Annotated in this window: 19 protein-coding genes; 8 read left to right on the forward strand and 11 right to left on the reverse strand. The window is 49.6% G+C overall.

The window, feature by feature from the left end:
- Positions 1-156: 156 nt before the first annotated feature.
- Positions 157-1,017, reverse strand: coding sequence for a DUF3530 family protein (locus tag L1285_RS05725; RefSeq protein WP_235411327.1), 861 nt, complete (start codon positions 1,015-1,017; stop codon positions 157-159).
- Positions 1,018-1,152: 135 nt separating this feature from the next.
- Here L1285_RS05725 and L1285_RS05730 point away from each other — a divergent pair, with 135 nt between their 5' ends.
- Positions 1,153-2,094: a DUF368 domain-containing protein gene (locus tag L1285_RS05730; RefSeq protein WP_442960476.1), complete on the forward strand. Its 942-nt coding sequence runs from the start codon at positions 1,153-1,155 to the stop codon at positions 2,092-2,094.
- Positions 2,095-2,314: 220 nt separating this feature from the next.
- Positions 2,315-3,772 carry a sodium:proton antiporter NhaD gene (gene nhaD / locus L1285_RS05735; RefSeq protein WP_235411328.1) on the forward strand — a complete coding sequence of 486 codons (1,458 nt, stop codon included), beginning with the start codon at positions 2,315-2,317 and terminating at the stop codon, positions 3,770-3,772.
- Here nhaD and L1285_RS05740 read toward each other — a convergent pair.
- The 5 genes from L1285_RS05740 to L1285_RS05760 all read right to left on the reverse strand — a co-directional run bounded on the left by L1285_RS05740 (position 3,752) and on the right by L1285_RS05760 (position 13,402).
- Entirely contained in the window at positions 3,752-4,762 is a 1,011-nt protein-coding gene (locus tag L1285_RS05740) for an ATP-dependent 6-phosphofructokinase (RefSeq protein ID WP_235411329.1), read from the reverse strand. The two genes, nhaD and L1285_RS05740, sit on opposite strands and share 21 nt — an antisense overlap.
- Before the next feature lie 78 nt (positions 4,763-4,840).
- Positions 4,841-6,703, reverse strand: coding sequence for a choice-of-anchor I family protein (locus L1285_RS05745; RefSeq protein ID WP_235411330.1), 1,863 nt, complete (start codon positions 6,701-6,703; stop codon positions 4,841-4,843).
- Between the two features lie 140 nt (positions 6,704-6,843).
- Positions 6,844-7,236, reverse strand: a complete 393-nt coding sequence (locus L1285_RS05750; protein WP_235411331.1) for an MmcQ/YjbR family DNA-binding protein — start codon at positions 7,234-7,236, stop codon at positions 6,844-6,846.
- A 1,007-nt stretch (positions 7,237-8,243) separates the two neighbouring features.
- Positions 8,244-10,484, reverse strand: coding sequence for a putative bifunctional diguanylate cyclase/phosphodiesterase (locus L1285_RS05755; RefSeq protein ID WP_442960477.1), 2,241 nt, complete (start codon positions 10,482-10,484; stop codon positions 8,244-8,246).
- Between the two features lie 230 nt (positions 10,485-10,714).
- Positions 10,715-13,402: an insulinase family protein gene (locus L1285_RS05760; protein ID WP_235411333.1), complete on the reverse strand. Its 2,688-nt coding sequence runs from the start codon at positions 13,400-13,402 to the stop codon at positions 10,715-10,717.
- A gap of 211 nt (positions 13,403-13,613) precedes the next feature.
- Here L1285_RS05760 and sixA point away from each other — a divergent pair, with 211 nt between their 5' ends.
- From sixA to yegD, 6 genes are all read left to right on the forward strand, one after another.
- On the forward strand, positions 13,614-14,081 hold the full coding sequence (gene sixA, locus L1285_RS05765) for a phosphohistidine phosphatase SixA (protein ID WP_235411334.1): 468 nt from the start codon (positions 13,614-13,616) through the stop codon (positions 14,079-14,081).
- 624 nt (positions 14,082-14,705) lie between these two features.
- Complete coding sequence (locus L1285_RS05770) at positions 14,706-16,976, forward strand: TonB-dependent receptor (protein ID WP_235411335.1); 2,271 nt, start codon at positions 14,706-14,708, stop codon at positions 16,974-16,976.
- 129 nt (positions 16,977-17,105) lie between these two features.
- Positions 17,106-17,402: a hypothetical protein gene (locus L1285_RS05775; RefSeq protein WP_125716223.1), complete on the forward strand. Its 297-nt coding sequence runs from the start codon at positions 17,106-17,108 to the stop codon at positions 17,400-17,402.
- A gap of 191 nt (positions 17,403-17,593) precedes the next feature.
- Positions 17,594-18,256, forward strand: a complete 663-nt coding sequence (locus tag L1285_RS05780; RefSeq protein WP_235411336.1) for an HAD family hydrolase — start codon at positions 17,594-17,596, stop codon at positions 18,254-18,256.
- A gap of 104 nt (positions 18,257-18,360) precedes the next feature.
- The gene (locus L1285_RS05785; RefSeq protein ID WP_235411337.1) at positions 18,361-19,203 is read left to right on the forward strand and encodes a DNA ligase; all 843 of its coding nucleotides are present in this window, start codon (positions 18,361-18,363) and stop codon (positions 19,201-19,203) included.
- Between the two features lie 91 nt (positions 19,204-19,294).
- The gene (yegD, locus tag L1285_RS05790; protein WP_235411338.1) at positions 19,295-20,659 is read left to right on the forward strand and encodes a molecular chaperone; all 1,365 of its coding nucleotides are present in this window, start codon (positions 19,295-19,297) and stop codon (positions 20,657-20,659) included.
- Positions 20,660-20,669: 10 nt separating this feature from the next.
- Here the strand turns inward: yegD and L1285_RS05795 are convergent, their stop codons facing one another.
- The 5 genes from L1285_RS05795 to L1285_RS05815 form a co-directional block, all read right to left on the reverse strand.
- The gene (locus L1285_RS05795; protein ID WP_235411339.1) at positions 20,670-21,131 is read right to left on the reverse strand and encodes a methylglyoxal synthase; all 462 of its coding nucleotides are present in this window, start codon (positions 21,129-21,131) and stop codon (positions 20,670-20,672) included.
- Between the two features lie 7 nt (positions 21,132-21,138).
- Positions 21,139-21,774 (reverse strand): LysE family translocator, encoded by a 636-nt coding sequence (locus L1285_RS05800; RefSeq protein WP_235411340.1) that lies wholly within the window; start codon positions 21,772-21,774, stop codon positions 21,139-21,141.
- Positions 21,775-22,086: 312 nt separating this feature from the next.
- The gene (locus L1285_RS05805) at positions 22,087-23,265 is read right to left on the reverse strand and encodes a multidrug effflux MFS transporter (RefSeq protein ID WP_235411341.1); all 1,179 of its coding nucleotides are present in this window, start codon (positions 23,263-23,265) and stop codon (positions 22,087-22,089) included.
- A gap of 202 nt (positions 23,266-23,467) precedes the next feature.
- Positions 23,468-23,647: a hypothetical protein gene (locus L1285_RS05810; RefSeq protein WP_209052319.1), complete on the reverse strand. Its 180-nt coding sequence runs from the start codon at positions 23,645-23,647 to the stop codon at positions 23,468-23,470.
- Between the two features lie 152 nt (positions 23,648-23,799).
- Positions 23,800-24,000, reverse strand: a complete 201-nt coding sequence (locus L1285_RS05815; RefSeq protein WP_046005703.1) for a hypothetical protein — start codon at positions 23,998-24,000, stop codon at positions 23,800-23,802.
- Positions 24,001-24,099 lie beyond the last annotated feature (99 nt).

Genomic DNA, 24,099 nt, shown 5'->3' on the forward strand with positions numbered 1-24,099 from the left:
CAGTGAGGTTTTTGCCGTCCTGGAGCGCTTTCAATACAGAATCTAAATCAAATTTTTGTGTAGTCATGAGTCATTTCTCTTTTTGCATCTTAACTTATCGAAATGACACAGAAAATTGAACACTACCGCCTATGAGCTTCTAAAGCAAAAACGATATCAAAGGCGTCTCAAAAACCCCGTTAACTCTTTACGCAGCCGCTGATGCTGCATCGGTTGGTGTTGCTGACCGAAGAGTTCTCTTTGGCGATAATCGAGTTTACTGTTGCGCCTGGCCCAGCGTCGGCGCTCGTCTATGGTATCCAGTACCAGAGGGCTGTCGAAGGTGTAGAAGACATCCAGCAGCGCCGGGGTCACCAGCGATAAGCTGGCGGGCAGATGGCTGTTACGCTGTGCATTAGCCAGCTGAGCACTGACAGTAACCAGTGCATCGACACGCACGTTGGGTAAAGTGGCCAGGTACTCGGCAAACAGGCCGGCACTGTTACCAAATGCCACAATGGCAATGTGCTCGTTTTGACGTAAGGCCAGTGTTTTATACAGAGCCTCAAAGCGCGCGACCAGCGCGGCTTTGTAATTGTCCAGCGCCAGTTCACTCAGCACCGGGATGGCGGCACTTTTTACCTCGTTTGGTGCCTCTTCGATTATGCCCGTTGCAATATCGCCGCTGTCAATCAGGTCGGGCATCGGCAGGGTATAGGTGTCGTAACCATCATCTGTCAGCGTTTGGTGTAAGTAACTCAGGCCATTGTTGTAGAGCTGACTTTGTTCAAGTCCGGGGAGTAATACTATGATACCGCGCTTGGGGGCCGCCATATACTCAGAGAATAACACGGCTATCTCTTGCTCTTCATCTTTGATGGTCAGCAGCTTTTCGCTGCTTAGCCAGTAGCGCAAGTCGCTGTCAAATTGTGAGGATTTACTCGGTGGCGGCTGATGCTCTGCGGTATGGGCCTCGCCAGCCATTGTCAGACTAAACAACAAGCTGAAGATCACAAGTAACCGGGAGTTTGTAAACATATTGCGCGCACCTTACCTTTCTTTGCCCTGTTATCGGCAATTTCCCGCAAAGCTTGAGCCCATTGTGAGCGCTGCTATGTGCAGCGTCACAAAATTTCGGTAAACTCGTGCCGAAAAAAATCGATGGAGAGTGCTTTGAGCAATAAAACTGACAGCAAACGTGATTTTATCTGGTTGTTTTTTAAAGGGGCTGGTATGGGCGCCGCCGATGTTGTTCCGGGTGTTTCCGGTGGTACGATTGCCTTTATTACCGGCATTTATGCCCGCCTGCTCGGGGCAATCAAAAGTGTCAACCTGGATGCCATCAAAACCCTTAAAACGGACGGGTTTAAGGCGGCGTGGCGACATATAGACGGCACCTTCTTGTTGGTTTTGTTTAGTGGCTTGCTCACCAGTGCTGCATCTCTGGCTAAGCTCATCACCTATTTGCTTGAGCATCACCAGTTGTATGTCTGGTCTTTCTTTTTTGGTCTGATCATCGCCTCGTTTGTTCATGTTGGTAAGCAGGTGACTCGCTGGCATATGCCGACTGTCGCTGCGTGCCTGGCAGGGGCGGCTATCGCCTATACCATTACTTCTTTGGCGCCTGCCGAAGCTGTACCGCAAACCTGGTACTATTTTGCCGCCGGCGCAATCGCAATTTGTGCCATGATCCTGCCCGGCATTTCTGGCAGTTTTATCCTGTTACTGCTGGGGATGTACGGACATGTATTGAGTGCGGTTAATGAGATGCAAGTCATGCTAATTGCGCTGTTTCTGGGCGGGTGTGTTGTCGGCCTGATGGCGTTTTCGCGGTTGTTGTCATGGCTGCTGAGTCGCTTTGAGCAGGTCACGTTTGCATTGCTGTGTGGCTTTTTGCTCGGCTCGTTGAACTTGCTGTGGCCCTGGAAGCAGGTATTGACCAGCTATACCAATTCTAAAGGGGTTGAAAAGCCCCTGATGCAGGCGAACGTACTGCCAGCAGAGTTTGCCCGGTTAACCTCTCAGGACCCTCAGGTTTTGGCTTGTGTGTCTCTGGCGGTAGCGGGGCTGGCACTGATCCTGCTGATCGAATGGATAAGTGGTAAAGACGCGTAATTTCGTCAACCTAGTGGTCAACTGATAAAATTTCATGCTCTTTTCATACGGGCGTGTGACACTGTTCACACGCCCGTTTTTGTTGGATATCAGAGGCGTGCATGACTGGGTGTGAGAGGGGTTTAGACTTGTGTCGAATGCAGATAAGACAAAAAATATGCTATCAAATAGCCGCGCTCAAATTAACCAAGTTTTAACTCTGTTTCGGATCTGATAACTCATGAAAAACTCGCTTTACGCTCTGCTCGCCTTACTCTGTGTGCTTTGGCACCCGGTGGCCTTATCGGCTGCTGCAAATCATGTTGCAACCCCCATAGATCTCACCTCGGCCACCCTTGGCTGGATCTGTATCGCCATCTTTGTATTGGCCTATATTCTGGTCATGCTGGAAGAGAAGCTGCATATGCGTAAATCTAAGCCTGTGCTGGTGGCGGCAGGGTTGATCTGGATGTTGATCGGTGGCTATTACGTCATGAATGAGACTCCTGAGCTGACCGAGCATGCTTTTCGCCATAATCTGCTTGAGTTTTCGGAGTTGATGCTGTTTTTGCTGGTCGCGATGACCTATATCAATGCCATGGAGGAGCGCCGTTTGTTCGATGCGCTGCGGGTGTGGATGGTGCGTCGTGGCTTTAGCTTTCGTGCCTTGTTTTGGCTCAGCGGGCTACTGGCCTTTGTGATATCACCGATTGCCGATAACCTGACCACCGCTTTGCTGATGTGTGCGGTTGCGATGAAGGTGGGGCAGGGTGATAAGCAGTTTATTAACCTCAGCTGCATTAATATCGTTGTGGCAGCCAATGCCGGTGGCGCGTTTAGCCCCTTTGGCGATATCACCACGCTGATGGTGTGGCAGGCCGGTATCGTCCATTTTGCTGAATTCTTTTCGTTGTTTTTCCCGGCACTGGCGAATTACCTGGTGCCAGCTTTGATCATGAGTTTGTTTGTCAAGAATAAGAAGCCAGCGGCAAGTGATGAACAAATTGAGCTAAAACGCGGCGCAAGGCGCATTATGGTGCTCTTTTTGGTCACCATTGCCACGGCGGTTTCCTGCCATAGCCTGCTACATCTGCCTCCTGTGCTGGGGATGATGATGGGCCTGGGCTACCTGCAATTCTTTGGCTACTTCTTGCGTACCACCTTGCCCAATTCTCTGGATAAAAAGCGTGCTGCGGCGCAGCAGGCAGGCGATCAGGAGCGTTTACAGGCGCTTGGTAACGTGGTGCCCTTTGATGTTTTTGCCAAAGTGTCGCGGGCCGAGTGGGATACCTTGTTATTTTTCTACGGCATTGTTATGTGTGTGGGCGGGTTAGGGTTTCTGGGTTATCTGAGCCTGATGTCTGAAGTGCTTTATGGCGGCTGGTCTGCAACCGCCGCTAACGTGTTCCTGGGGGTGGTATCCGCCGTGGTGGATAATATTCCGGTGATGTTTGCGGTGCTCTCAATGCAACCCGAGATGTCACATGGTCAGTGGTTACTGATCACTTTGACCGCTGGCGTGGGCGGCAGCTTACTGTCCATCGGCTCAGCAGCGGGGGTGGCGTTAATGGGTCAGGCCAGAGGCTATTATACATTCTTTGGCCACCTCAAATGGACGCCAGTCATTGCATTGGGCTATGCCGCCAGCATCCTGGTTCACTTGTGGTTAAACGCCGAGCTATTCACTGTGTTTGATTAGATACTCGGTGAGTACGTCTTCGTGTGCCGCCACCCAGCGGCCATTGACCGGCTTGGCATCATGGATAGCCCCGCTGAGCGGCACAGCTTGTAAGGTGCTGCCCTGTTTACCTATCATGATTTTATCCTGGTTGCGGCTGACGGCATTTACCGCCTCCAGTCCTAACTCTGTGGCCAGCAGGCGATCTTCCGGCGCGGGGCTGCCACCACGCTGAATATGCCCCAATACACACACGGCACTGTCAATACCAGCTTGTTCGGCCAGTTGTGCTTTAAGTGCCTGAGGTCCACCCGGCCAGAGGTTTTCGGCAAGCACAATCACAAAGCTGTCGTGGTTATGTTGCTGCTGCACCTGGATCTGTGAGATCAGTCGTGCCAGCTGAGGCGCGGTATCGGCGGGATCACAGTTTTCGAATGACAGGATGGCTTCTGCGCCCGTTGCCAGCCCAACGTTAAAGGCAATATGACCACTGTGCCGCCCCATGACCTCAACAATAAACACCCGCTCGAAGGCGTTGGCGGTATCACGTATTTTATCTATCGCATGGGTGGCGGTCGTCACCGCGGTGGCAAAGCCTATGGTGTTGTCGCTACCCGCCAGGTCATTATCAATGGTGCCGGGCAGACCGATGACCTGACCCTCCCAGTGCGCCTTGAGCGCCTCCAGGCCTCTGAATGAGCCGTCCCCGCCAATCACTATAAGGGCATCAATCTGGTGTTTTCTGAGCGTGTTAGCAGCTTGCTTTGGGCCCTTTGGATCGCACATTGCCGGACAGCGGGCACTTTTTAAAATCGTACCGCCAAATTGCAGGATGTTACCGACATCAGCATGTGTCAGCGCTTGCCATTCATCGTTGAGCAGGCCGTTGTAGCCATGGAAAAAGCCCATACACTCATACTGATGGTGCTGGCAGCTGTGAACTATCGCGCGGATGGCGGCGTTCATGCCGGGGGCATCGCCCCCGCTGGTGAGTAGTGCAATTTTGGTCATTCAGAACCCTGTACTGTGGCTGAGCTATACACTGGGTAATGTACAGCAGGGAACAGCCACAGCACAAGACGAGCGGTTTTACTTCTGAGTCAGCGACCAGATAGCAATACTGCCCGAAATTTCATTGCCAACAATCAACAAAGGTGTGTCGGTGGGGCTTTGCTCGGCACTGACAAAGGTCATGCCTTCTGGTGCCAGATCACCTGAAATATCCGCGCCTTCCTCAAGTCCCCGGTTGATGAGATAAGTCGTGAAGGTGACATTAAACGGATTGGTGACATCATAGACCAGGATGCTGCCCATGCGCTCAAGCCCGACAAAGGCATAAGTGCGCTCACCAATCTGTCCCAGTGTCAGCGCTTCTGGCTCTGCACCTTTGGCGTCTGAGCGGGTGTCTCCTTCGTTGGTATCTTCATCGTTATTGAACTGTGCGCCATGCAGCGCCGAGGTGATCCGCACCACTTCATCGCCGGAGTCGAATACCCGGGCACCATTTTGATCCCAGATAGAGAACGAGCGTGCGCCATAGGTGTAGAGTTTTTCGTATTGACCGTCATTGTCCTGATCGCCCATCACTGTAGTGACTTTTAGGCGACCCAGGTCGTCGTTGTCATTGTTGATATATGAAAAGTTATCCGCCAGGGTAAGGTCTTTGGCTCGGATCTCGTCGGTATAGGCCAGACAGCCATCATCCTCGTCGTAATCCAGCCCGCCATTGGCCGTACACTCGGCTTCATCGGCTGCGGGGAAGAAATACTCGCGCCCGTCGCCCTCGTTAGCCGTGACAATAAAGTTGGCACCCTGCCACTGGTAGGTGGCAATGGAATCCGGCTGGTACATGCCGTATAACCCCGGGTAGCGACGCAGGTTAATGCCGTCATCTTTGTCGGACGCATCCAGCGTCCATTTACCCCAGTCTTTATAACCTAAGCCTTTTATTGTTAGTGAGTTATCACTTAAGTCAACAACGGCCAGTGCATTGTTTTCTTGCAGTGACACATAGGCATAGCGGTTGTCTTTACTGACCGTGACGTATTCAGGCTCAAGGTCCATCGCAACGCTGGTATTGATTGCCTGTCCTTTGATGGTGCGCCCGGTTGGGTTAGCGAAGACCACACCTTGCGCCTGTAACTGGGCTTGCTGATCATTAAAGGCTTCGAAGCCTAACAATGTGGCCTGACTGGCAACCTGCCCGTCGTTGATGTCGATAATCGCGATACTGCCTTGTGGGTCAACACTGTAATCACCTGCCGGTTCACCTTCATTGGCGACCAGGATTTTGCTGCCGTCCTGGTTAAAAGTGACCATATCAGGCAGGTATCCGACTTCGACAGACTTCAGTAGCTGAGGCGTTTGTTCGGCAATATTGTAGACCAATACAAACCCGGTTTCGCCGGTCGCACGTGCCATCGCAACGGCAAGCATATCGCCATGAATGGCCAGGCTGTTTGCATCGGCTGCCACCACTTCACTGACTGCAATGGTTTGGGTGACTGTTAAATTGGTGTTTGTGACCACTCCCTGGTTGTCTTTGCTGAGTTTATCCGCATCGATCTGCGCTGCTGCAATGATGGCAATTTGCGGTGTGTCGCCTGAGCTATCAAGTGCAAAGATACGTTGGCTTGCTCCATGGTAAGCGACGATTTCGGCAGCCCCTTCCGGACTTGCCACGTTCAACACGGCCCGGCCAACGAGTTGTGCCGACAAGTCGCCACTCATGCGTGCACCATTTTCTCCCTGTGGGCCTTGTATACCCGGTTCACCCTGTGCGCCGGCGTCTCCTTTATCGCCTTTATCGCCTTTATCGCCGGGTTGTCCTGCCTGGCCGGTTTCACCTTGCAGGCCTTGTTCGCCTTGTTTACCTGTTTGTCCGTCGTCGCCATCCAGGGCACAGCCACTGAGCAAGCCCAATAGCGTTAGTGAGATCAGTGTTTTTTTCATTGTCTTTATTCTGCGTTGTGGAAATCACAGTGATTAAAACAGGGATAATTGACATCAGAATGACAAAGGCGGTTTAAAGAAAAGGAGAGAGAAAATGGCCCTCGCACCGGGTGCGAGGGAAACCAATAATGACGGCCACTCTAAGATTGAGTGATACGGTCAAGCTCTGCGCGTTGCGCGCTGGGTAAGTTATCAACCACTATCTGATAGGAGTCATCTATCATGCGTTTGATCTCTTCTTCCGGGATGCTGCCATCTAATATGATGGTGTTCCAAAGTCGTTTATTCATGTGATAACCCGGCACAATTGCAGCGTACTTGTCACGTAACAATAGCGCTTCATCCGGATCACATTTTAGGTTAAGCCACCACACTGGCTCACCATTCTCACCCATTTGACCCTCTTTCCCTTCATATAAGGTAGCAAACATCTTGTGCTGTACCTTGTAAACGTCCACGTCCTGTGCAAACGGTTTTGTGATAAAGGTCCCAGGCTTAGCCTGTAAATACTCATGTACGAATTTCTGATCCATAGCCCGTGTCCTTGAAATAACAAATTAAATTAACAAAACATGGGGCTGATTTTAGCAGCTTTTGTGAGATTTCTGTAATTGGGAATAAGTAAAAACTATCAGTCAGTTAAGACCAAATAGGAATATACCTGAATAACCTTATCTAAGCTGCGCAACAATATCAGTATATTTCACTCGAACGAGAAAAATACGTCTTAAACCGCACAGAGGTTAACCAGTCCATTTATCTTTACAGTTCCAATTTCAAATCTGCTCAAGGAGGAGTTTACTCCCACTCTTTGACTGCTAACCACACCATGACCAAATGACAAATGCCCACTTCATTAAACATTCATCCGACTGTGGGTATGTTCCACATACGGTGAAAGTGCAATCAAATTGGCACGCATAAGCTTACAATCCCGTTCGGCTTACCCTAAGTGTAGGAAAATCAAACCGGATCGCCAGCAAAAGTAGCGGGTGTTCAGATCTGCCCAAGATCCAATGCACTATTTTGCTTCGCTTATATCAGCGTCAAAACAAATAATGCTTATTTAAAATAATAAGTTAGCGATTATTTGTTCACTCAGGAGAGCGCTCTTACAGCTGCCTGAATGAGAAACCAAGCGTTTCTGGGGACGTATTAAATTAAATAATGCAATATTTTGCAACAATTTAAGTGTTTTTGCGTGCTTTTTAGACTTATTGTACACTATGCGAGAAAAAAATTACCCATTTACTTAACGTGTCTCAGTGCATGGCTTAACGGGTACATCTAGAACGAGATTACGGAGGCTGAGTGCTGGTATTGTACGTTGTATTAATGTGCCTGGGTGGGCTGCTGATGCTCAATGAATTGCGCTGTACCGGGGTTACAAGGCGTTCCTGGGTGCTTTTAGCTGCGTTAGCTGGGCCTATGGTATGGATCTTGTTTCGGGCGCACTATCGGCTGGCCTGGCTCAGGCGAGTCGGGCAAAGTTATTCAGTGCTGCGCGCCTGAATGAGGAAGGATAATCGTTTGGTGCTTGTTAATTAACCAACTGCAAAGCGGGCTTTTCGCTGTGCTGAGAGCGGAGAAACTGTTCAAACTCCTGGGCTGAAAGTGGTTTGGCGTAGTAGTAACCCTGGATCGTCTGACAGTTCAGGCGCTGTAATTGATGCAGCTGCTCTTCATGCTCAACCCCCTCCGCCACCACGTGAAGGCCCAGGTTATGTGCAATCGTGACTATCGAGTCTACCATGTTACAGCCGCGCTCTGTGTTCATATCATCCACAAATGCTTTGTCTACTTTGAGGGTATTCAGCGGAAACTGCTTGAGATAGGCGAGCGAGGAGTAACCGGTGCCAAAATCATCCATGGCCAGGTGGATCCCGCGTGAGCTTAAAGAGCGCATAATTGAAATTGCTTCTTGTGGATCATCCATAACCGTCCCTTCCGTAATTTCCAGCTCGAGAAAATAAGAAGGAAGTTGATTCTTTTGCAAGATGAGGTCTATCCGCGCGGTGAGGTCGGGCAAACTAAACTGTCTGGCTGACAGGTTTACCGCAACCCGGCCGTTGAACAGGCCCTGATCTATCCAGCGTTTGACATCTTTACACGCTTTATCTAGTACTACTTCACCTATTTCGACAATCTGACCGGTTTCCTCTGCAATGGGAATAAACAGCCCCGGACTGATCACGCCTTTTTTGGGGGTAATGAAACGCACCAGCGCTTCCATGCCAACCAGAGCACCTGTGGCAATGTCCATTTTGGGTTGGTAATACACCACAAAGTGGTCTTCTTTTAATCCAAAGCGCATGAGGTTTTCAATTTGCAGGCGTTTAACTGCTTGCTCATTCATAGAGTCATTGAAAAACAGGTAGTGGTTACCTTTTTGTTTGGCATGATACATGGCGGTATCGGCATTTTTGAGCAAGATCTCTGGTGTACTGCCGTCTTCCGGGAATAACACTATGCCTACCGAGGAGGTGATCACCAGCTCATGATTGGCCATTTTAAACGGGGTCGCGATAACGGCCAGAAACTGCTTAGCGGCCTTGGTAATGGTATGAATGTCATTGGTGCCCGACATCACCAGGGCGAACTCGTCGCCCCCCAGGCGGTAAAAGGTATCCTGCTGGCGACACAATTTATTAAGTCGCATGGCCAGTTTTGCCAGCAAGCTGTCACCCAGCTGGTGGCCAAGGGAGTCGTTAATTTTTTTAAAGTTATCTAAGTCAAAAACCAGCAACGCGTGATCGCGCTTCTGGTCAACCAGCTTTTTCAAGTTTGTGAAGAACAGGTTGCGGTTTGGCAGGCCCGTGGTGCGGTCGCGGTTCGACAAGTTATGGAGTTGCGATTCGGCTTTTTTGCGTTCGGTCAGATCGGAAAAGACCACAACATAATTGGTGATGTGGCCGTGATTGTTCTTAATCTCATCAATGGAGATCTCGATTGGCAGCATAGTGCCTGTCTGATCGTATAGCTTCAGCTCTTCTTGCCAGTGTTCGCTCTTTTTTAATGCCGCCTTAATTTGGCGGATAAACTGAGCATCATATCCGGGAAGCTTAAACTCGGTATTAATATACTGCTCTCGCACGCCGCCGAAAATACGAATATAACTTGGATTCAAATCAACCAGCCTGAAAGTGTGGTCGTAGATGGCAATGGCGTCGGTCAGAGATTCTACGCACTTAGCGAACAGGTTCAGGCGTTCTTCTGTGCTTTTAAGGTGGTTAATATCACGAATAGTGCCCGTCATGCGCAGTGGGTTAAGGTTTTCATCTTTTGCGATGATTTTGCCCTTATCCAGCACCCAGTGATATTGGTTCAGGCTGTTCCTAACCCGGTAGGTGGCCTCGAAGAAGGCGGTTTTTTCTGCGAAATGTAACTTTAACTGTTTTTCTACCAGTGGCAGGTCCTGAGGGTGGATCAAGCTGGCGTTGGGGATGAGGTGAGTGCCTGGGGTGGTGTCCATCATAAACTTGTCGTTTATACGATTGATTTCGCCACTGCGAATGTTCCAGTCCCAGAGTGTATCGCCGCTGCCTTCGACCGTGCTTTTAAGACGTTGCTCTGAATGGCGAAGTGCCCTCAGTGCGCGTTTTGTATTGTGATTCGAGACTGCCAGATAGAGCAAAGTTGCAGCTGTGACGACGCCCACCAAAATAATCAGTGTCAAATGTTGATTTTGCATAATACCTGTGGGCAAGGGCGCACTCATGGTCGGCCAGGCCAGAAGCAACAAAATAGATGTAATTGTTTTTATAGTTGTTGTTTTCGTCATAAGGCTTAAAGAGTCAATTACAATTGCTAATCTAATCTAAGCCCCAGGCAGAGTCAAAAAGAAACTCAGAAAAAATCCCTATTTTCGGGCCCAGCTGGCATGTCTGAGTGAATTTTACGCACTAAGAGCGCGTGATAGCTGGCTGTTGACGGCGTGTGAGACAGGTCCGACAGCAGAGCCCGACACAGCGGCGCCTGTTGACAAAGGCGCTGAACTGTTGCGGGCAGGGGTTAATTACATTTGAGCGTGATCCTGGCACGCTCGATTGAGAGCAGTTTGATTATATCCTGTTTTAGGGTGTCAAAGGTGAGCGCATCGAGCGCTGCTATCAGCTTCTCTTGCATCGCAAAGGTGTGATCATCGGTGCCAATGGCTATCCACAAACGCTGTGAGCGCAGCCGCAGGTTTTTGTCCTTTTCTGCAATTTGCGCGTGCAATGCCGCTTTCACTTGCGTCCATTGAGTGGCTTCATAGCTATCCAGCTGGGCAATTAAATCCGCCATGTATTGATGGTGACGTTGCAATAAAGTCTCACTGTCATAACTGGATGACTGTACATAAAAGGCAATGCCGGCTCGGGTATTAAAGGGGGCGTAGCCCGCACCAACCAGATACCCCAGCTGCTGCTGTGTACGCAGAGACTCAAAATAATCCTGACTGACCAGCTGATTAAACGCCATCACTTTGACTTTATCTTCGACACTGGCAGTGGGGGCCTGAATATACTCAACGAATGCGTGCTCCGCACCAGGTTTTTCAATGTGTACTTGCTGGTGCGAAGTGATTGGGTTGAGCGGTTTTTTCAGGTCGTCGAGAATTTCACTGTAGGCAAACAGAGCATGAAGCTGTTTTTGCATGTCGAGGGCATGATCCAGCTGCCAGTTGCCGTGCATAAAGGCCTTAATATGGATGGCCTTAAAAAAGTCTTCGCGAAACAGGCAAAACTCATTGAAGCTGATATTTTTTAGCGCCTTGGCCAGCTGTTCTGGGGTTGGGTTCCACGGCATCAGGTGTGCGCCTAATAAGCTGAACAGCTCACTGACGGGTTTACTCTTATTGTGGTTTTTCCAGTGCCGGATCAGTTGCTTCTTGTATTCAGCAAAGCGGGTTGCGCTAATAGGTTGTTTTAGCAAGGCTTCGACCAGCTGTAGCACCAGTTTGAGCTGACTGGCAGACAAACCGGCGGTTTGCAATGTTAAGCCGCCCTGATGAGAGCTGAGGTGGTAGCTTAAACCAGCCAGTTCAGCGGCATAAAATTGCTCGGCAACACTGTCCATAAACAAGTCGGCAAACAGCCGGGTCATCGCCATACTCTTGTGGCTTTCGACTGAACGTTGAGAATCTATCTCTAAGTAGAAGTGGCCTTTAGTGACACGAAAGCGGGTGTCCTGTTTAAACCAGAAGGCAAACCCGGGTCTGTCGGTGAGCAGAGTCGGTGTTTTGCGGCCCGGCTCTATGTCGTACAGGCGGTTCTCGAACGCCAGGTAAGGGTTCGCTGCGGGCAAGCGCATCTCGGGCAGCGGTGTGGTAATGCTTGCGAGGGTTTGCAGCCATTCGGCACTGATCCGCTCGACCTGGTACGGCGTGTTATACCATTGTGCGACCTTACGGGTGGCATCGTTCTCACACGTGATGTCTGGGTGGATCAGGATCAGGCGCATATTGTGCGGTGACAACAGGCCCATAAGCTCCTCATGCAGGGCATGATTGAAGGCGGTCATACAGTAATCACCGTACAGGATGTCGTCGTCATCATAATGGTGCATATTGATGCTCAGGGCGCTGACCCAGTCGAGCAGTTTACTTTGCTCCTGGTTTTCAAACGCCAGTTCCAGCAGTCGCTTTTTATCTTCATACAGCGCCGGTAAAGACGCGAGTTGCTCGGTTATCAGACTGATGTACTCAAATAGCATCTCGACGATGTCTTCATAGTATTCAATGCCATCGTCGGTCAGTGCGAAACTGATATTAAAGTCTTTAAAGTTACTGCCATCAACACCGCCGCCTGCGGAGAGGGCATTGATCCAGCCATTTTTCTTTAAAATAGCGTACAGCGAGCCATCGCCTTCATAACCCAGCAAGTGAGCCAAAAAGCTCAGGCTTTTAAACTTATAAAGGCGCTCAACATCGGGCATGGCAAAGCTGACAATCAGCTTTTGCATGTGTTTGCGCGGCTCTATATGTAGCAGCAGTCCCAGGTCCTGCTGGCGATATAAGGGGACCTGAATGGGTGGCTTTGGTGTGTTATTCCCGTTAATGGCACTAAAGTAACGATTTGCCAGCCTGGCCAGCTCATCCAGACTATGAGGCCCGGCTAACACGAGCGTCATCCACTGTGCCTGATAATGGGCGCCAAAGAAGGCTTCTATCTCTTGTTTAAAGTCGCCGCTGTGGTCGGCCAGCGTGTTATGGTTACCCACAGAGAACTTGGCAAACGGGTGGGCGGGGTTGACGGTCTCTTTGTGGACCTGAATGATCCGACGGTTATCATCTTTAACCTTGAGGTTAAACTCAGAGTCAATGGCATTGCGCTCATCCTGCAGCGCGTCCTCAGTAAACAGGGGGGCGTAGAAAAATTCACTGAACCGCTCCAGGGCCTGCTCAAACAGCGGGGCGCGGCAATCAAAAAAATAGCAGCTGTGTTCGGTGCCCGTCCAGGCATTACTTTGCCCACCGGCCTGGCTGACAAATTGCGAAAACTCTCCCCGAATAGGAAAACTTTGGGTACCAAGAAACAACATGTGCTCAACAAAGTGCGCCATGCCCTGACGGCTCAGCGGATCGTCGAAATGGCCAACATTGATGGCCAGTGAGGCGGCGGACTTATTGCTTGATGTATCTTCTACAAGGAGAATTTTAAGACCATTGTCCAGTGTCAGGTGACGATAATTTCTTTTATCATTATTACTCAGTTTCAATTGTGTGCCGCCGATATAATAGTTAGAGACGTGGCTGCTGTTTCCGTGCTACTACTGGCAACCGACACTCTGGGTCGTTGCGATAGCCGGTCACCTCTGAATTAGCCTGTATTTAAACTTAAGGTTTAGGTGCTTTTGTTTTAATATAGCGGACAATTTGGGGCAATAGCTACAGCTTGCTTTTAATTTTCTTGCCAACTTTCGGAGTGCTATGAAAACAATTCTGATCATGCGCCATGGCGAAGCGGGTCCTATGCAGGCCAACGATGCGGCCAGAACACTGACATCACGCGGTCATACTCAGGCTGTTGAGATGGGTCAGTGGCTAGCTCAACATTATCCACCACAGGCTGTTCTTGTGAGCCCCTATATCAGGGCGCAGCAGACGGCACAGGCAGTACTGCAAAATAACCCGGTATCGTTTGAGCAGACCTGCCAGGATATTGTGCCCAGTGGCAATGCTGCTGTGGCTGTCGACTACCTGGAAACTTTGATAAGCATGCACGACACCCTGGATACCTGGTTGGTTGTGGCGCATATGCCCATAGTCAGTTATTTGGTTGACCAGCTGGTACCGGGAGAAATGCCTATCTTTGCAACGGCCTCTGTTGCAGTGTTCCAGTATGACCCAGCAACACTTAAAAGTGACTTAGTAAAGCTAGTAAATCCAACAAGCTAATAATTTGACCCGGTGCGGTCTAATGTCCTCCTTTTCGTAACGGCGCTTTTATACAATGGCGTCGCTTTCATGACACCGGTTACCACCATTGGGCGGATGGTATCCGGTTGCATTATCTATAGTGACTAAACAAAGTATCTTGCTATGAGTCTGTCTGGCTCGCTTTGCTCTGCAAACGGGTAAGCTGTGCTTTATCAGACAATATTGTAGCGGGTGTTTGTTTTCTAGGGACGTCACTAACGGGTTGTTGATGAGAACGAGACAATGACACCTGTATTTCAATTCGGTAAATCCTTTTCCTGCCATCATATAGGCAAGAGTTTGGTAAGGACAAATGTCCTTGTTTTTAGGCTTTTTGTTGCGAAAAGTTGTTAACTCTTAGCTAACTTTCACGATATTTACAAAAATGTGGAAAATTTATATGCATAATTGCAGCAATTTGAAAATTTGCTGCTATAATTATGGCCGTCTCGTTCAGCCTCACATAGTCGCTTTGCACTCTCGCTAGTGAGGTCCGCGCTGCTCGTCATTTGCGCGTAAAATTGAGCGAACCAGCCATTGTGATACGGCGCCCAAATCAAAACCGTTGAACTCAAGAGTGCATATAAAAGGTTAAATCCCAACATGAAAGCAATGAAAAGATCTACGTTAGCAACTTTAATCAATGCGACGTTGTTCTCTGCTGTAGCAGGTACTTCATTCTCTACGCTTGCAGAAGAAGCGCAAGCTAAAAGCAATCAACTGGAAGTGATCCAAATCACCGCGCGTAAGCGTGTTGAGAACGCACAAGAAGTGCCAGTTTCTGTGTCTGCTTTACAAGGCGACAACCTGGATGCATACAGCTCAGCTGGTATGGATATCCGCTTTATGAATGCGAAGATCCCGAGTCTGTCGGTTGAATCTTCATTCGGACGTACATTCCCACGCTTTTATGTTCGTGGTCTGGGTAACACCGACTTCGATCTGAACGCCTCTCAGCCAGTTTCCTTGGTGGTTGACGAAGTGGTTCAGGAAAACCCCATTCTAAAAGGCTTCCCGGTATTTGATATTGCCCGCATAGAAGTATTGCGTGGTCCACAGGGAACGCTGTTTGGTCGTAACACGCCAGCAGGCCTGGTTAAGTTCGACAGCGTTAAACCAAGTCAGGAATTCGATGGCTATGCCGCGGTTTCTTACGGCAGCAACAGCTCAATTGACTTTGAGGGTGCGGCTGGTACCGGCTTGACAGATAAAATCTCTACCCGTGTGTCTGTATTGGTTCAGGACAAGCCTGACTATATCGATGTAAAAGCGCCTGGCTTTGAAAAAGAAGATTCACTGGGTGGCTACAACGAAATGGCTGCACGTGTACAATTTTTGTATGAAGGCGACGACTTCACTGGCCTGTTGAATTATCACGTACGTGACCTTGACGGTCGTCCAATCGCGTTCCGTGCTAACCTGATTGAGAAAGGCTCGAACAACATTAACCCATTGTACGATAACGATGTGGTTTATCAGGACGCAGCATCTCGTGCCACTCAACAAGTTGACACTCAGGGTCTGAGCCTGAAGCTTGAATGGGATCTGAAAGAGCACACCATTACTTCTATTAGTGGCTGGGAAAGTGCTGAAATTTACTCACGTGCAGACGTTGATGGTGGTTACGGTGGCTGGGCTGACGCAGACAAAGTACCTGTTGCTCAGGGCCCAGGTGTTATCTTCTTCCAGGCAGAAACTGCGGATGCCATTCCTGAACATGACCAGTATACTCAGGAACTACGCTTATCCAGTAATTTCTCTGGAGACTTTAACTACCAGGTTGGTCTATTCCTTTTCGAAGAAGACCTGACGATAGAAAGCTTTAACTTTGATACGTCTAAATTCGACGAGTCAACCGGCAACTACGGCTTGCAAACTGGTTATGTCGTGCAAGATCAGGAAACATCAGCATGGGCGCTATTTGGCTCGTTTGATTATACTGTTTCGGACCAACTGGATGTTACGCTTGGCTTACGTTATTCAGATGATGAAAAAGACTTCATGGCGAAGCGTACTTCAGACAATCTGCAACTAGGAGCCAACCCGAGCGACAGCCATGTGAGCTGGGACTTGAGCGCTACTTATAAGCTGACTGATGACGTTAACCTGTTTGGTCGTCTTGCTAACGGTTTCCGTGCACCGAGTGTACAAGGCCGTATCTTGTTTGGTAATGAAGTAACAGTCGCAGAATCTGAAACAGTTAACTCAATTGAGTTTGGTGTTAAGTCAGACGTTCTGGATGGCCAGGGCCGCGTGAATGCGACCGTATTCTACTTCCAGATGGACGACCAGCAACTGACTGCAGTAGGTGGTGGCGCTAACTTTAACCGTTTGATCAATGCTGATACAACCACAGGTTATGGTTTCGAAGTAGACAGTGAATGGGTACTAACGGACGAGTTGAATGCAACCTTCAATGTGAGCTACAACAAAACCGAGATTGACGATCCAACCTTGGCTGTAGAAGGGTGTGCACAATGTACGGTACTTGATCCACAAAACGAGCAAGGTCGTTACTTGTTAGACGGCAACAGCCTACCACATGCGCCAGAGTGGATCTCAAACGCTACTTTGCGTTACACCAAAGAGCTGGAAGGCGGTGAATTCTTTGTATACACCGACCTGTCTTATCGCAGTGAAATCGACTTCTTCTTGTACGAGTCGATTGAATTTAAAGGCGAAGCACTATTTGAAGCCGGTGTACGTGCGGGCTACGCGTGGAACTCGGGCGACAACGACTACGAAGTATCGGCATTCGTTCGTAACCTGTTCGATGAGCAGGTGGTTATCGGTGGTGTAGACTTTAACAACAACACAGGTATGCTGAACGAAGAGCGCTTTGTTGGTGCTGAGTTCAAAGTGAAATTCTTTTAATTTCACCCTAAATTAAACTGAAAACCCGTGAATGGTCGCCATTCACGGGTTTTTTTATTAATACTGTCATGCAACTAATCCCCGGGGCTGGTAAAGTACGGGGAAACACAGAGTTAAGAGGAAGAAAATATGTCCGCATTTTGGAATTACCGCGTTATCTATTGTGAAGCCAACAAAGATGCGCCAGAGCAGTATCAGGTACATGCGGTTGAATACAATGAAAATGGTAAGGCGGTCAACTGGTCAGAGACCGGTGAATCACCCTATGGTCAGAGTATTGATGACCTGAAAGCCGACTTCACCCGATTACAAACGGCATTCGATAAACCGGTACTTAAAGTAATACGCAAGCCACGCGGTTATGAGCTGGTAGAAAAAGACAGTGGTGAAGTTGCACACGAAACGCCACCTGCGAAGCCAGAATAATACCAATTTTACTTAATACCTGTTCAACTTGACGGAGCAAATATGACGCTAACTGTGTTAAAAATTTCTTATTTAGAACCTTTACCTAAGGTATGAGTTCGCAAATTTTTGCCTGGTTATCGAACATATTTTCTCGCCTCAAAATAGAACACTTAATTAAGCAAATTGGTATAATATAAAATGGAGCACTGATGAGTTTAAAGGCAATCTTATTCGACTTTGATGGAACGCTGGCGGATTCGGAAGCGCTCCATTATCACAGCTGGCTGCGCGTGCTGGCGCCTTTTGGCATAGAGTACAGCGAGCAGGCATTTTGTGATGAGTTTTCTGGCGTGCCCACGCTGAAAACTGCCCAGGTGCTGCGTGAGCGCCACCAATTGTCCTCAGATGCATCGACATTGTGTGAAGAAAAAAACCGCCTGTTTGTTGATACTGCGGCCACCATGCAACCCAGGCTGATGCCTTATGCACGTGAGATCCTTGAATTTGCTGCCCAGCAGGGCAAGCTGGCACTGGTGACTGGCAGCACCCGTGCAGAAGCCATTCCCGTATTAGAGCACTACAAGCTGGCGCACTTCTTTGACTGTATTGTTACTAAAGATGATGTGACTCAACCAAAACCCCATCCTGAACCTTATCAGCAGGCTTTGTGTTTATTGCAATTAGAGCCAGAGCAGGCCATTGCCATTGAAGACACCACAACCGGGCTGACTTCAGGGTGTGAAGCCGGATTACGGGTTATGGCTATTCCCAATCTGCATTCAGCAAAGCAGGACTTTTCCCGGGCGACCTGGCAAGTGTCATCACTACACGCGGCACAAGGGGTGCTGGCATCCTTATTCAGTCAAGATTGATCCGCACATGCATGGTGCGCTAATTTGCTGCTGGCGATTTTATCAGTCCGCGCTATGCTCATAGGGATGGAATAAACTAACCCCTGCCTACAAGGAGTGTAGCGATGAACACCAAACTGATTAGTTGGCTGCTGCTGGCGTGCCTGTGCCAGTTGCAATACACCTATGCAAACCCCACCCCTGCCGTGCAACTGGCCAAAGTGTACCAGGCACAACGGCCGGTCACGCATTACCTCAGTAGCGAAAAATTCGATGGCGTCAGAGCTATCTGGAATGGCAGGCAGCTGCTAACCCGTAGTGGCCAGCCTATTAATGCCCCACAGTGGTTTACCTCAGCTTTACCGGATATCGCGCTCGATGGAGAGCTGTGGGCCGGGTATGCGCGCTTTGAGTTTGTCAGTGCGGTGGTGCGTCGTCATCGGGCATCGGAGCAGGACTGGCGTCAGGTGCAGTATCTGATCTTTGATGCACCGTATATTGACGGCGCCTTTGAACAGCGATATCAGGCTTATAGCCGGCTGATCAAGACGCTTGGGCAGCCACATATTCGTGCGGTCAAACAACATCATTTTGCCACCAAGGCTGAGCTGGATGACTTTTTTGCGCAGGTTTTGGCACGCGGTGGCGAAGGGGTGATGCTGCATGAGCGCCAGGCGATCCACCAAAGCGGCCGAAGCTCGGCAATCCTGAAATATAAACCCTACTTTGACGCCGAGGCGCAAGTGATTGCGCATCTGCCGGGAAAAGGTAAATACCAGGGCATGATGGGAGCCATCCGGGTTAAAACTCCTGAGGGGATTGAATTTAAGATTGGCACCGGCTTTAGTGACGCGCAGCGCCGCGAGCCGCCTGAGATTGGCAGTCTGGTGACTTACCGCTATCAGGGAGTCACGAAATTTGGCAAGCCCAGGTTTGCGCGCTTTTTGCGTGTCAGGCAGCCTTTGTAAAAGGTGGGTGGCAATTCAGTTGCCCCAAGCTTTTACTTACCACCGCGCTGTGATACAGTGCGCGACCTTTTTTATGGTCGTGAGGTGACAAATGATAGCTGGATTTGATTACGGTAGCTCTAATTGCGCAATCGGTGTGATGGATAACGATAACGTGACGCTGGTACCGCTGGATCAGGGCAAGCCTTATCTGCCGTCTACGCTGTACGCACTTCACAACAGCCTGGTGAGCGAGTATGTGGCGCATAATCTGGCGGGCTCTGCCCTGGCTGCGGATTATCAGAGCGCACGTAAACCCTTATTAAACAGTGCTGCGATGGCACGACGAGAGCTGGATTTAGCACCCGGTGAGCAAGGCGTGTTTGTCGGGCAGCAGGCCATAGAAGAATATATTGCCTTTCCGGAAGAAGGGTATTTCGTCAAATCGCCCAAGTCTTTTTTTGGTGCCGTGGGTCTCAAGCCGGCGCAGCTGGCATTTTTTGAAGACATTGCCACGGCCATGATCATGGAGTTGAAGCGTCGTGCTGAGCACCACTTGCAGCAACCGCTTAGCCACACAGTGATTGGTCGTCCGGTCAACTTTCAGGCCATTGGCGGAGAGCAAAGCAACCGCCAGGCGATAGATATCCTCACGACGGCCGCAAAGCGCGCCGGATTTAAAGAGGTGGCGTTTTTGTATGAGCCGCTGGCTGCGGGGATCGATTACGAGTCGCGGCTGGACCAGGATCAGCAGGTACTGGTAGTGGACATTGGCGGTGGTACCAGTGATTGCTCGTTTGTGCAGATGGGACCGGGTTTTCGCGATAAAGCTGATCGTAGCGCCGATTTTCTGGCTCACACCGGCAAGCGCATAGGCGGGAACGACCTGGATATCGCGTTGGCTTTTCATACCCTGATGCCGGTTTGCGGTCTTGGCAGCCAGTTTACATCCGGCCTGCCGTTGCCAAACCCGCTGTTCTGGCAGGCATGCAAAATCAACGACATTCAGATGCAAAGTGATTTTTACAGCGCACAAATGCAGCGAGAGTTGAGCGGTATGCTCCGAGATGTCTGCGAGCCTGAAAAGCTCGAACGATTACTGAAAATTCAGCGCAGTAAGATGACCCATCAATTTGTCCGTCAGGGCGAGCTGGCCAAAATCGCGTTATCCGATCAGGATTCACACAGCGCGCAACTGGATTTTCTGGATATGGCCCTGAGTGTCGACATCAGTGCGCGGGAAATGGCTGAGTCGGTGGCCAGCTGTCTTGAGCAGGCAGCCGTGCTGGCTGAGCAGGCCATTGCGGATGCAGGCAGGCGTCCTGATGTGATTTATCTGACGGGCGGTAGCGCTCAGTCTCCGTTGTTAAAACTCGCGCTGCAGCAACGTCTGGGCGACATTCCTATGGTCAATGGCGATAACTTCGGTAGTGTGACCGCTGGCCTGACTAAATGGGCCAGCCGTTTATATCAATAAAAAACCGTTCTTATAGCGCCAGACGATCTGTCAGATATTGCTCGTAATCGGGCAGCTGGCGCTCAATGGGGGTGGTCATCATCATAGAAGACAACAACATATCTGCGGTCGTTTCATTACAGGCAACGGGGATGTTCCACACCGCGGCCAGCCTCAGTAGTGCCTTAACGTCCGGGTCGTGTGGCTGTGAAGCGAGCGGATCCCAGAAGAAAATCAGCATGTGAATTTCATTTTCAGCGATTTTGGCACCGAGCTGCTGATCGCCGCCCATCGGACCACTGAGCAGCTTAGTGACGGCTAACCCCGAGGTTTTTTCTATGAGGTTACCGGTTGTCCCCGTGGCGTACAGTTGATGCACAGCAAGCTTGTCCAGGTGTGACTGACACCAGCTTACCATGGCCTGCTTTTTGCCATCGTGCGCAACCAGCGCGATGCGTTTTTTAGCCGGAATGACCTGCGACTTGGTATCCATACTTACCTCATAATAATAAATTAATAGCCAGTGCGATAAAGATAAAGGCAGAGATCCTGTCTATCCAAATGGGTGCACTGGGGTGAGTGCGAAAATAACCGGCGATTTTATCGCCGCTGTAAACATACACACAATCAATGGGAAAGGCCAGAATTGGGTAGAGTAAACCGAACATGGCAAGTTGTACTGTGGTTGATGTGCTCAGGCTCTGATCGACAAATTGGGGAATAAACGCAATAAAGAACAGGGCAACCTTAGGGTTTAGTACTTCGGTCATCATCGCCTGAAACATCACATTTTGCTGCTTTTTATTACTGACATGGGGTTTTTCATCATCGCACTCATTCGACTTGGACAGGGTATCTTTAAAAGTACGTATACCCAAATAGGCAAGATAAGCGGCACCTAAGTATTGCACTGTGGTATACGCCGTCTCAGATGCTTTGAGAATGGCCGACAAGCCAATCACGGCAAATAGCGTGTGTATAACGCCTCCCAGGGCAAAGCCAAATGCGCTCTGCATACCGGCTGCGCGACCATTGGTAAAGGTCTGAGCCATTAAAAACGCATTTGAAGGACCTGGAGCAACGGCAATAATAAAGCTGGCAAATAGAAAGGAGGCGAGTAATTCGGGGTTCAGCATGACGTGCTCTGTTTGGTATTGTTGCGCTTAGTGTAACCAGCTTAAAGGAAAAAGCCCATAAAAAATGCGGACATATGCCCGCATAAAAAAGTAAATCTTGGTTGGGAGATACCAACAGCATAGATGCATTTAGCAAAGTAACTGCAGGTGTTACGAGCAAAGTTGGCGCGTAATCCCTGAGTAGGCCACCGGCACTGATGTTATCTGCAGCCAGTATCGTCGCAATTTATGACAATTGTACTACTGTCATAAAAATTCAGGTCCAGTGTATTTCCTCGATGTGCCATCTCCCTCATAAAATTAAGGACGCTACTAAGCTGGACTATGCAAGTTATCTTTGCAGCGACTAAAAAGCAGGCATAAAAAAGGCAATCCGAGCAGCAGGTGCACAGCCAACTGTTGCGGAGCTGGCAACGCCAGTGGTTGGCTGAGCATAGCCAGCAATCCGGCGCCACTCATTTGCATCACCCCAATCAGCGCCGATGCCGTGCCAGCCTGGTTGGCAAAGGGCGCCAGGGCATTGCCTGCTGCGGCACCCAGTGTAAAAGCAAACCCGACTGATGCCAGATACATGGGCAGCAGATATGCCAAAGGGTGGCTGTGTGGTGCGAGCAGCAGTAACACGCCGCCAAGGGTAAACAAGCTCAGGCCAAACCGCAGCGCCTGTTGTGAATTACGTTTAATGAAATGCGGCGCGATAAAGCTGGCAGCAATGCTGATGGCGGCATTGATGGTAAACCACATGGTAAATTCCTCAACCGGGCGCCCCAGTTGTGTCATGAGCCAGCCGGGGGCACCAACCACGAACACCAGCATAGCGGCCATACCAACCATAGTAATACAGGCGTTGAACATAAACTGAGGGCTGCTCAGCATAGGCCTGAAGCGACGTAAATCAAGCAGGTGGCCTGAGTATACTGTGCTTTCGGGTTTGGTTTCCCGATACAGTGCCAGCACCAGAATGAGGCCGATGGCAGCAAAGCCACTCAAAAAGGTAAAGTTACTGCGCCAGCCAAATTCCAGGGTCAGCCAGGCGCCCAGGATCGGTGCCAGCGCCGGAATAAAGCACACGATGCCGTTAAGATACGTGATCATCTGGCCACTGCCTTTATGGCCAAAGCTGTCCCGGACGATAGCAAATGCACTGACAAAGGTGGCGCAAGCACCTAAGCCCTGCAAAACGCGCGCGACCATGATCCAGTGCCACTCATCCAGCAAAGTGGCCAGCAGCGCGCCACTGCCAAAGAGTAAGATCCCAAACAGAGCAACCGGGCGTCGGCCATACTTATCGGCCAGTGGCCCTGCAAGTAACTGGCCCAGGCCCACAGCCAGCATATAGATACCGACGGTTTGCTGGATCTGTGCTTCACTCACAGCCAGGTCTTGTTGCATGTTAACGAAGGCGGGTAAATACAAATCGATCCCCAGTGGACAAAACACCACCAGTAGAGCGAGTATAAAAATCAATAGTTTGCTGGTTTTTTGCTGCATGCTGTCTCCTTAGTGGCGGGTATTGTAAGGAAGCTAAGAAAAAAAGACAGGACAAAGCGCCGGAAAGCGAAATTTTTTATTGCATGGACAACTGAGGTGGAAAATAAGAATCGTGAGTTTCAGTATGAGTGAGGGCTGTGATCTGCGCAGTGAGTTTAGCCTAAGCCATTTGATGTGCGGCAGCCAGGCTGCCGCGAGTTAATTAACACCAGCAGGTGTGGTCACTTTTGCCGCTCAGACGATCACAAATGTGGCCGGTTGGCAGGCAAGCTCGTGGTGGTGAACTCTCGCCAGCACCGCCAATTTGAGGGGTCGCTTGTTTGTCTAGCTGCATAGTATTGTCTAGTTGTTTTAGTTGTTTTTTCTTAAGTGCTAGTTTCATTTTCATTTCCTATTGAATGGTTTTTGTTTTTTTAATGCGTCCGTAGTTAACCTACGTTTGCGAATATTTGTTTGTCAACCATCCTACCCAGTCGCGGTTGGTAGCGCATTTATAGTACTGCCCGGCCACACGGATGACTTGACCACAGGCTATCAGGCAGTACAAATACTTTCAGCAGAGTTTTTGATTGCGCCCGCGCCAGCGATGGCATTAGCAGTACAGATACTCTCTTCTGTATTGTCAATTTCTTTACCTCGGGTACGCCTTCCGCCTGCGATATTAGCGGTCATCAGTACCGGTAAGCGCGTGGTGTCTTTAGACAGCATTTTGATGTGTTTTTTAGTGAGCTTCATTCTATTTTCCTTATTTAGCTGTTTTTCTTTTTGTGCCTGTTTGTTTTATCTCAAAATTTTAAATTAGGCAAATGTTTGTTTTTTATTCTGGTTGTGTTG

The sequence above is a fragment of the Pseudoalteromonas sp. DL2-H2.2 genome (genome assembly GCF_021532535.1).
Taxonomy (GTDB): Bacteria; Pseudomonadota; Gammaproteobacteria; order Enterobacterales; family Alteromonadaceae; genus Pseudoalteromonas; species Pseudoalteromonas rubra_A.

Bases quoted from the DNA above. Each gene is read 5' to 3' on its own strand.
- L1285_RS05785 (WP_235411337.1), top strand. From the start codon at position 18,361: ATGAACACCAAACTGATTAGTTGGCTGCTGCTGGCGTGCCTGTGCCAG.
- L1285_RS05810 (WP_209052319.1), bottom strand. From the start codon at position 23,647: ATGAAACTAGCACTTAAGAAAAAACAACTAAAACAACTAGACAATACT.
- nhaD (WP_235411328.1), top strand. From the start codon at position 2,315: ATGAAAAACTCGCTTTACGCTCTGCTCGCCTTACTCTGTGTGCTTTGG.
- L1285_RS05745 (WP_235411330.1), bottom strand. From the start codon at position 6,703: ATGAAAAAAACACTGATCTCACTAACGCTATTGGGCTTGCTCAGTGGC.
- L1285_RS05805 (WP_235411341.1), bottom strand. From the start codon at position 23,265: ATGCAGCAAAAAACCAGCAAACTATTGATTTTTATACTCGCTCTACTG.
- L1285_RS05750 (WP_235411331.1), bottom strand. From the start codon at position 7,236: ATGGATCAGAAATTCGTACATGAGTATTTACAGGCTAAGCCTGGGACC.
- L1285_RS05795 (WP_235411339.1), bottom strand. From the start codon at position 21,131: ATGGATACCAAGTCGCAGGTCATTCCGGCTAAAAAACGCATCGCGCTG.
- L1285_RS05755 (WP_442960477.1), bottom strand. From the start codon at position 10,484: ATGACGAAAACAACAACTATAAAAACAATTACATCTATTTTGTTGCTT.
- L1285_RS05725 (WP_235411327.1), bottom strand. From the start codon at position 1,017: ATGTTTACAAACTCCCGGTTACTTGTGATCTTCAGCTTGTTGTTTAGT.
- L1285_RS05775 (WP_125716223.1), top strand. From the start codon at position 17,106: ATGTCCGCATTTTGGAATTACCGCGTTATCTATTGTGAAGCCAACAAA.
- L1285_RS05780 (WP_235411336.1), top strand. From the start codon at position 17,594: ATGAGTTTAAAGGCAATCTTATTCGACTTTGATGGAACGCTGGCGGAT.
- sixA (WP_235411334.1), top strand. From the start codon at position 13,614: ATGAAAACAATTCTGATCATGCGCCATGGCGAAGCGGGTCCTATGCAG.
- L1285_RS05800 (WP_235411340.1), bottom strand. From the start codon at position 21,774: ATGCTGAACCCCGAATTACTCGCCTCCTTTCTATTTGCCAGCTTTATT.
- L1285_RS05815 (WP_046005703.1), bottom strand. From the start codon at position 24,000: ATGAAGCTCACTAAAAAACACATCAAAATGCTGTCTAAAGACACCACG.
- L1285_RS05740 (WP_235411329.1), bottom strand. From the start codon at position 4,762: ATGACCAAAATTGCACTACTCACCAGCGGGGGCGATGCCCCCGGCATG.
- yegD (WP_235411338.1), top strand. From the start codon at position 19,295: ATGATAGCTGGATTTGATTACGGTAGCTCTAATTGCGCAATCGGTGTG.
- L1285_RS05770 (WP_235411335.1), top strand. From the start codon at position 14,706: ATGAAAGCAATGAAAAGATCTACGTTAGCAACTTTAATCAATGCGACG.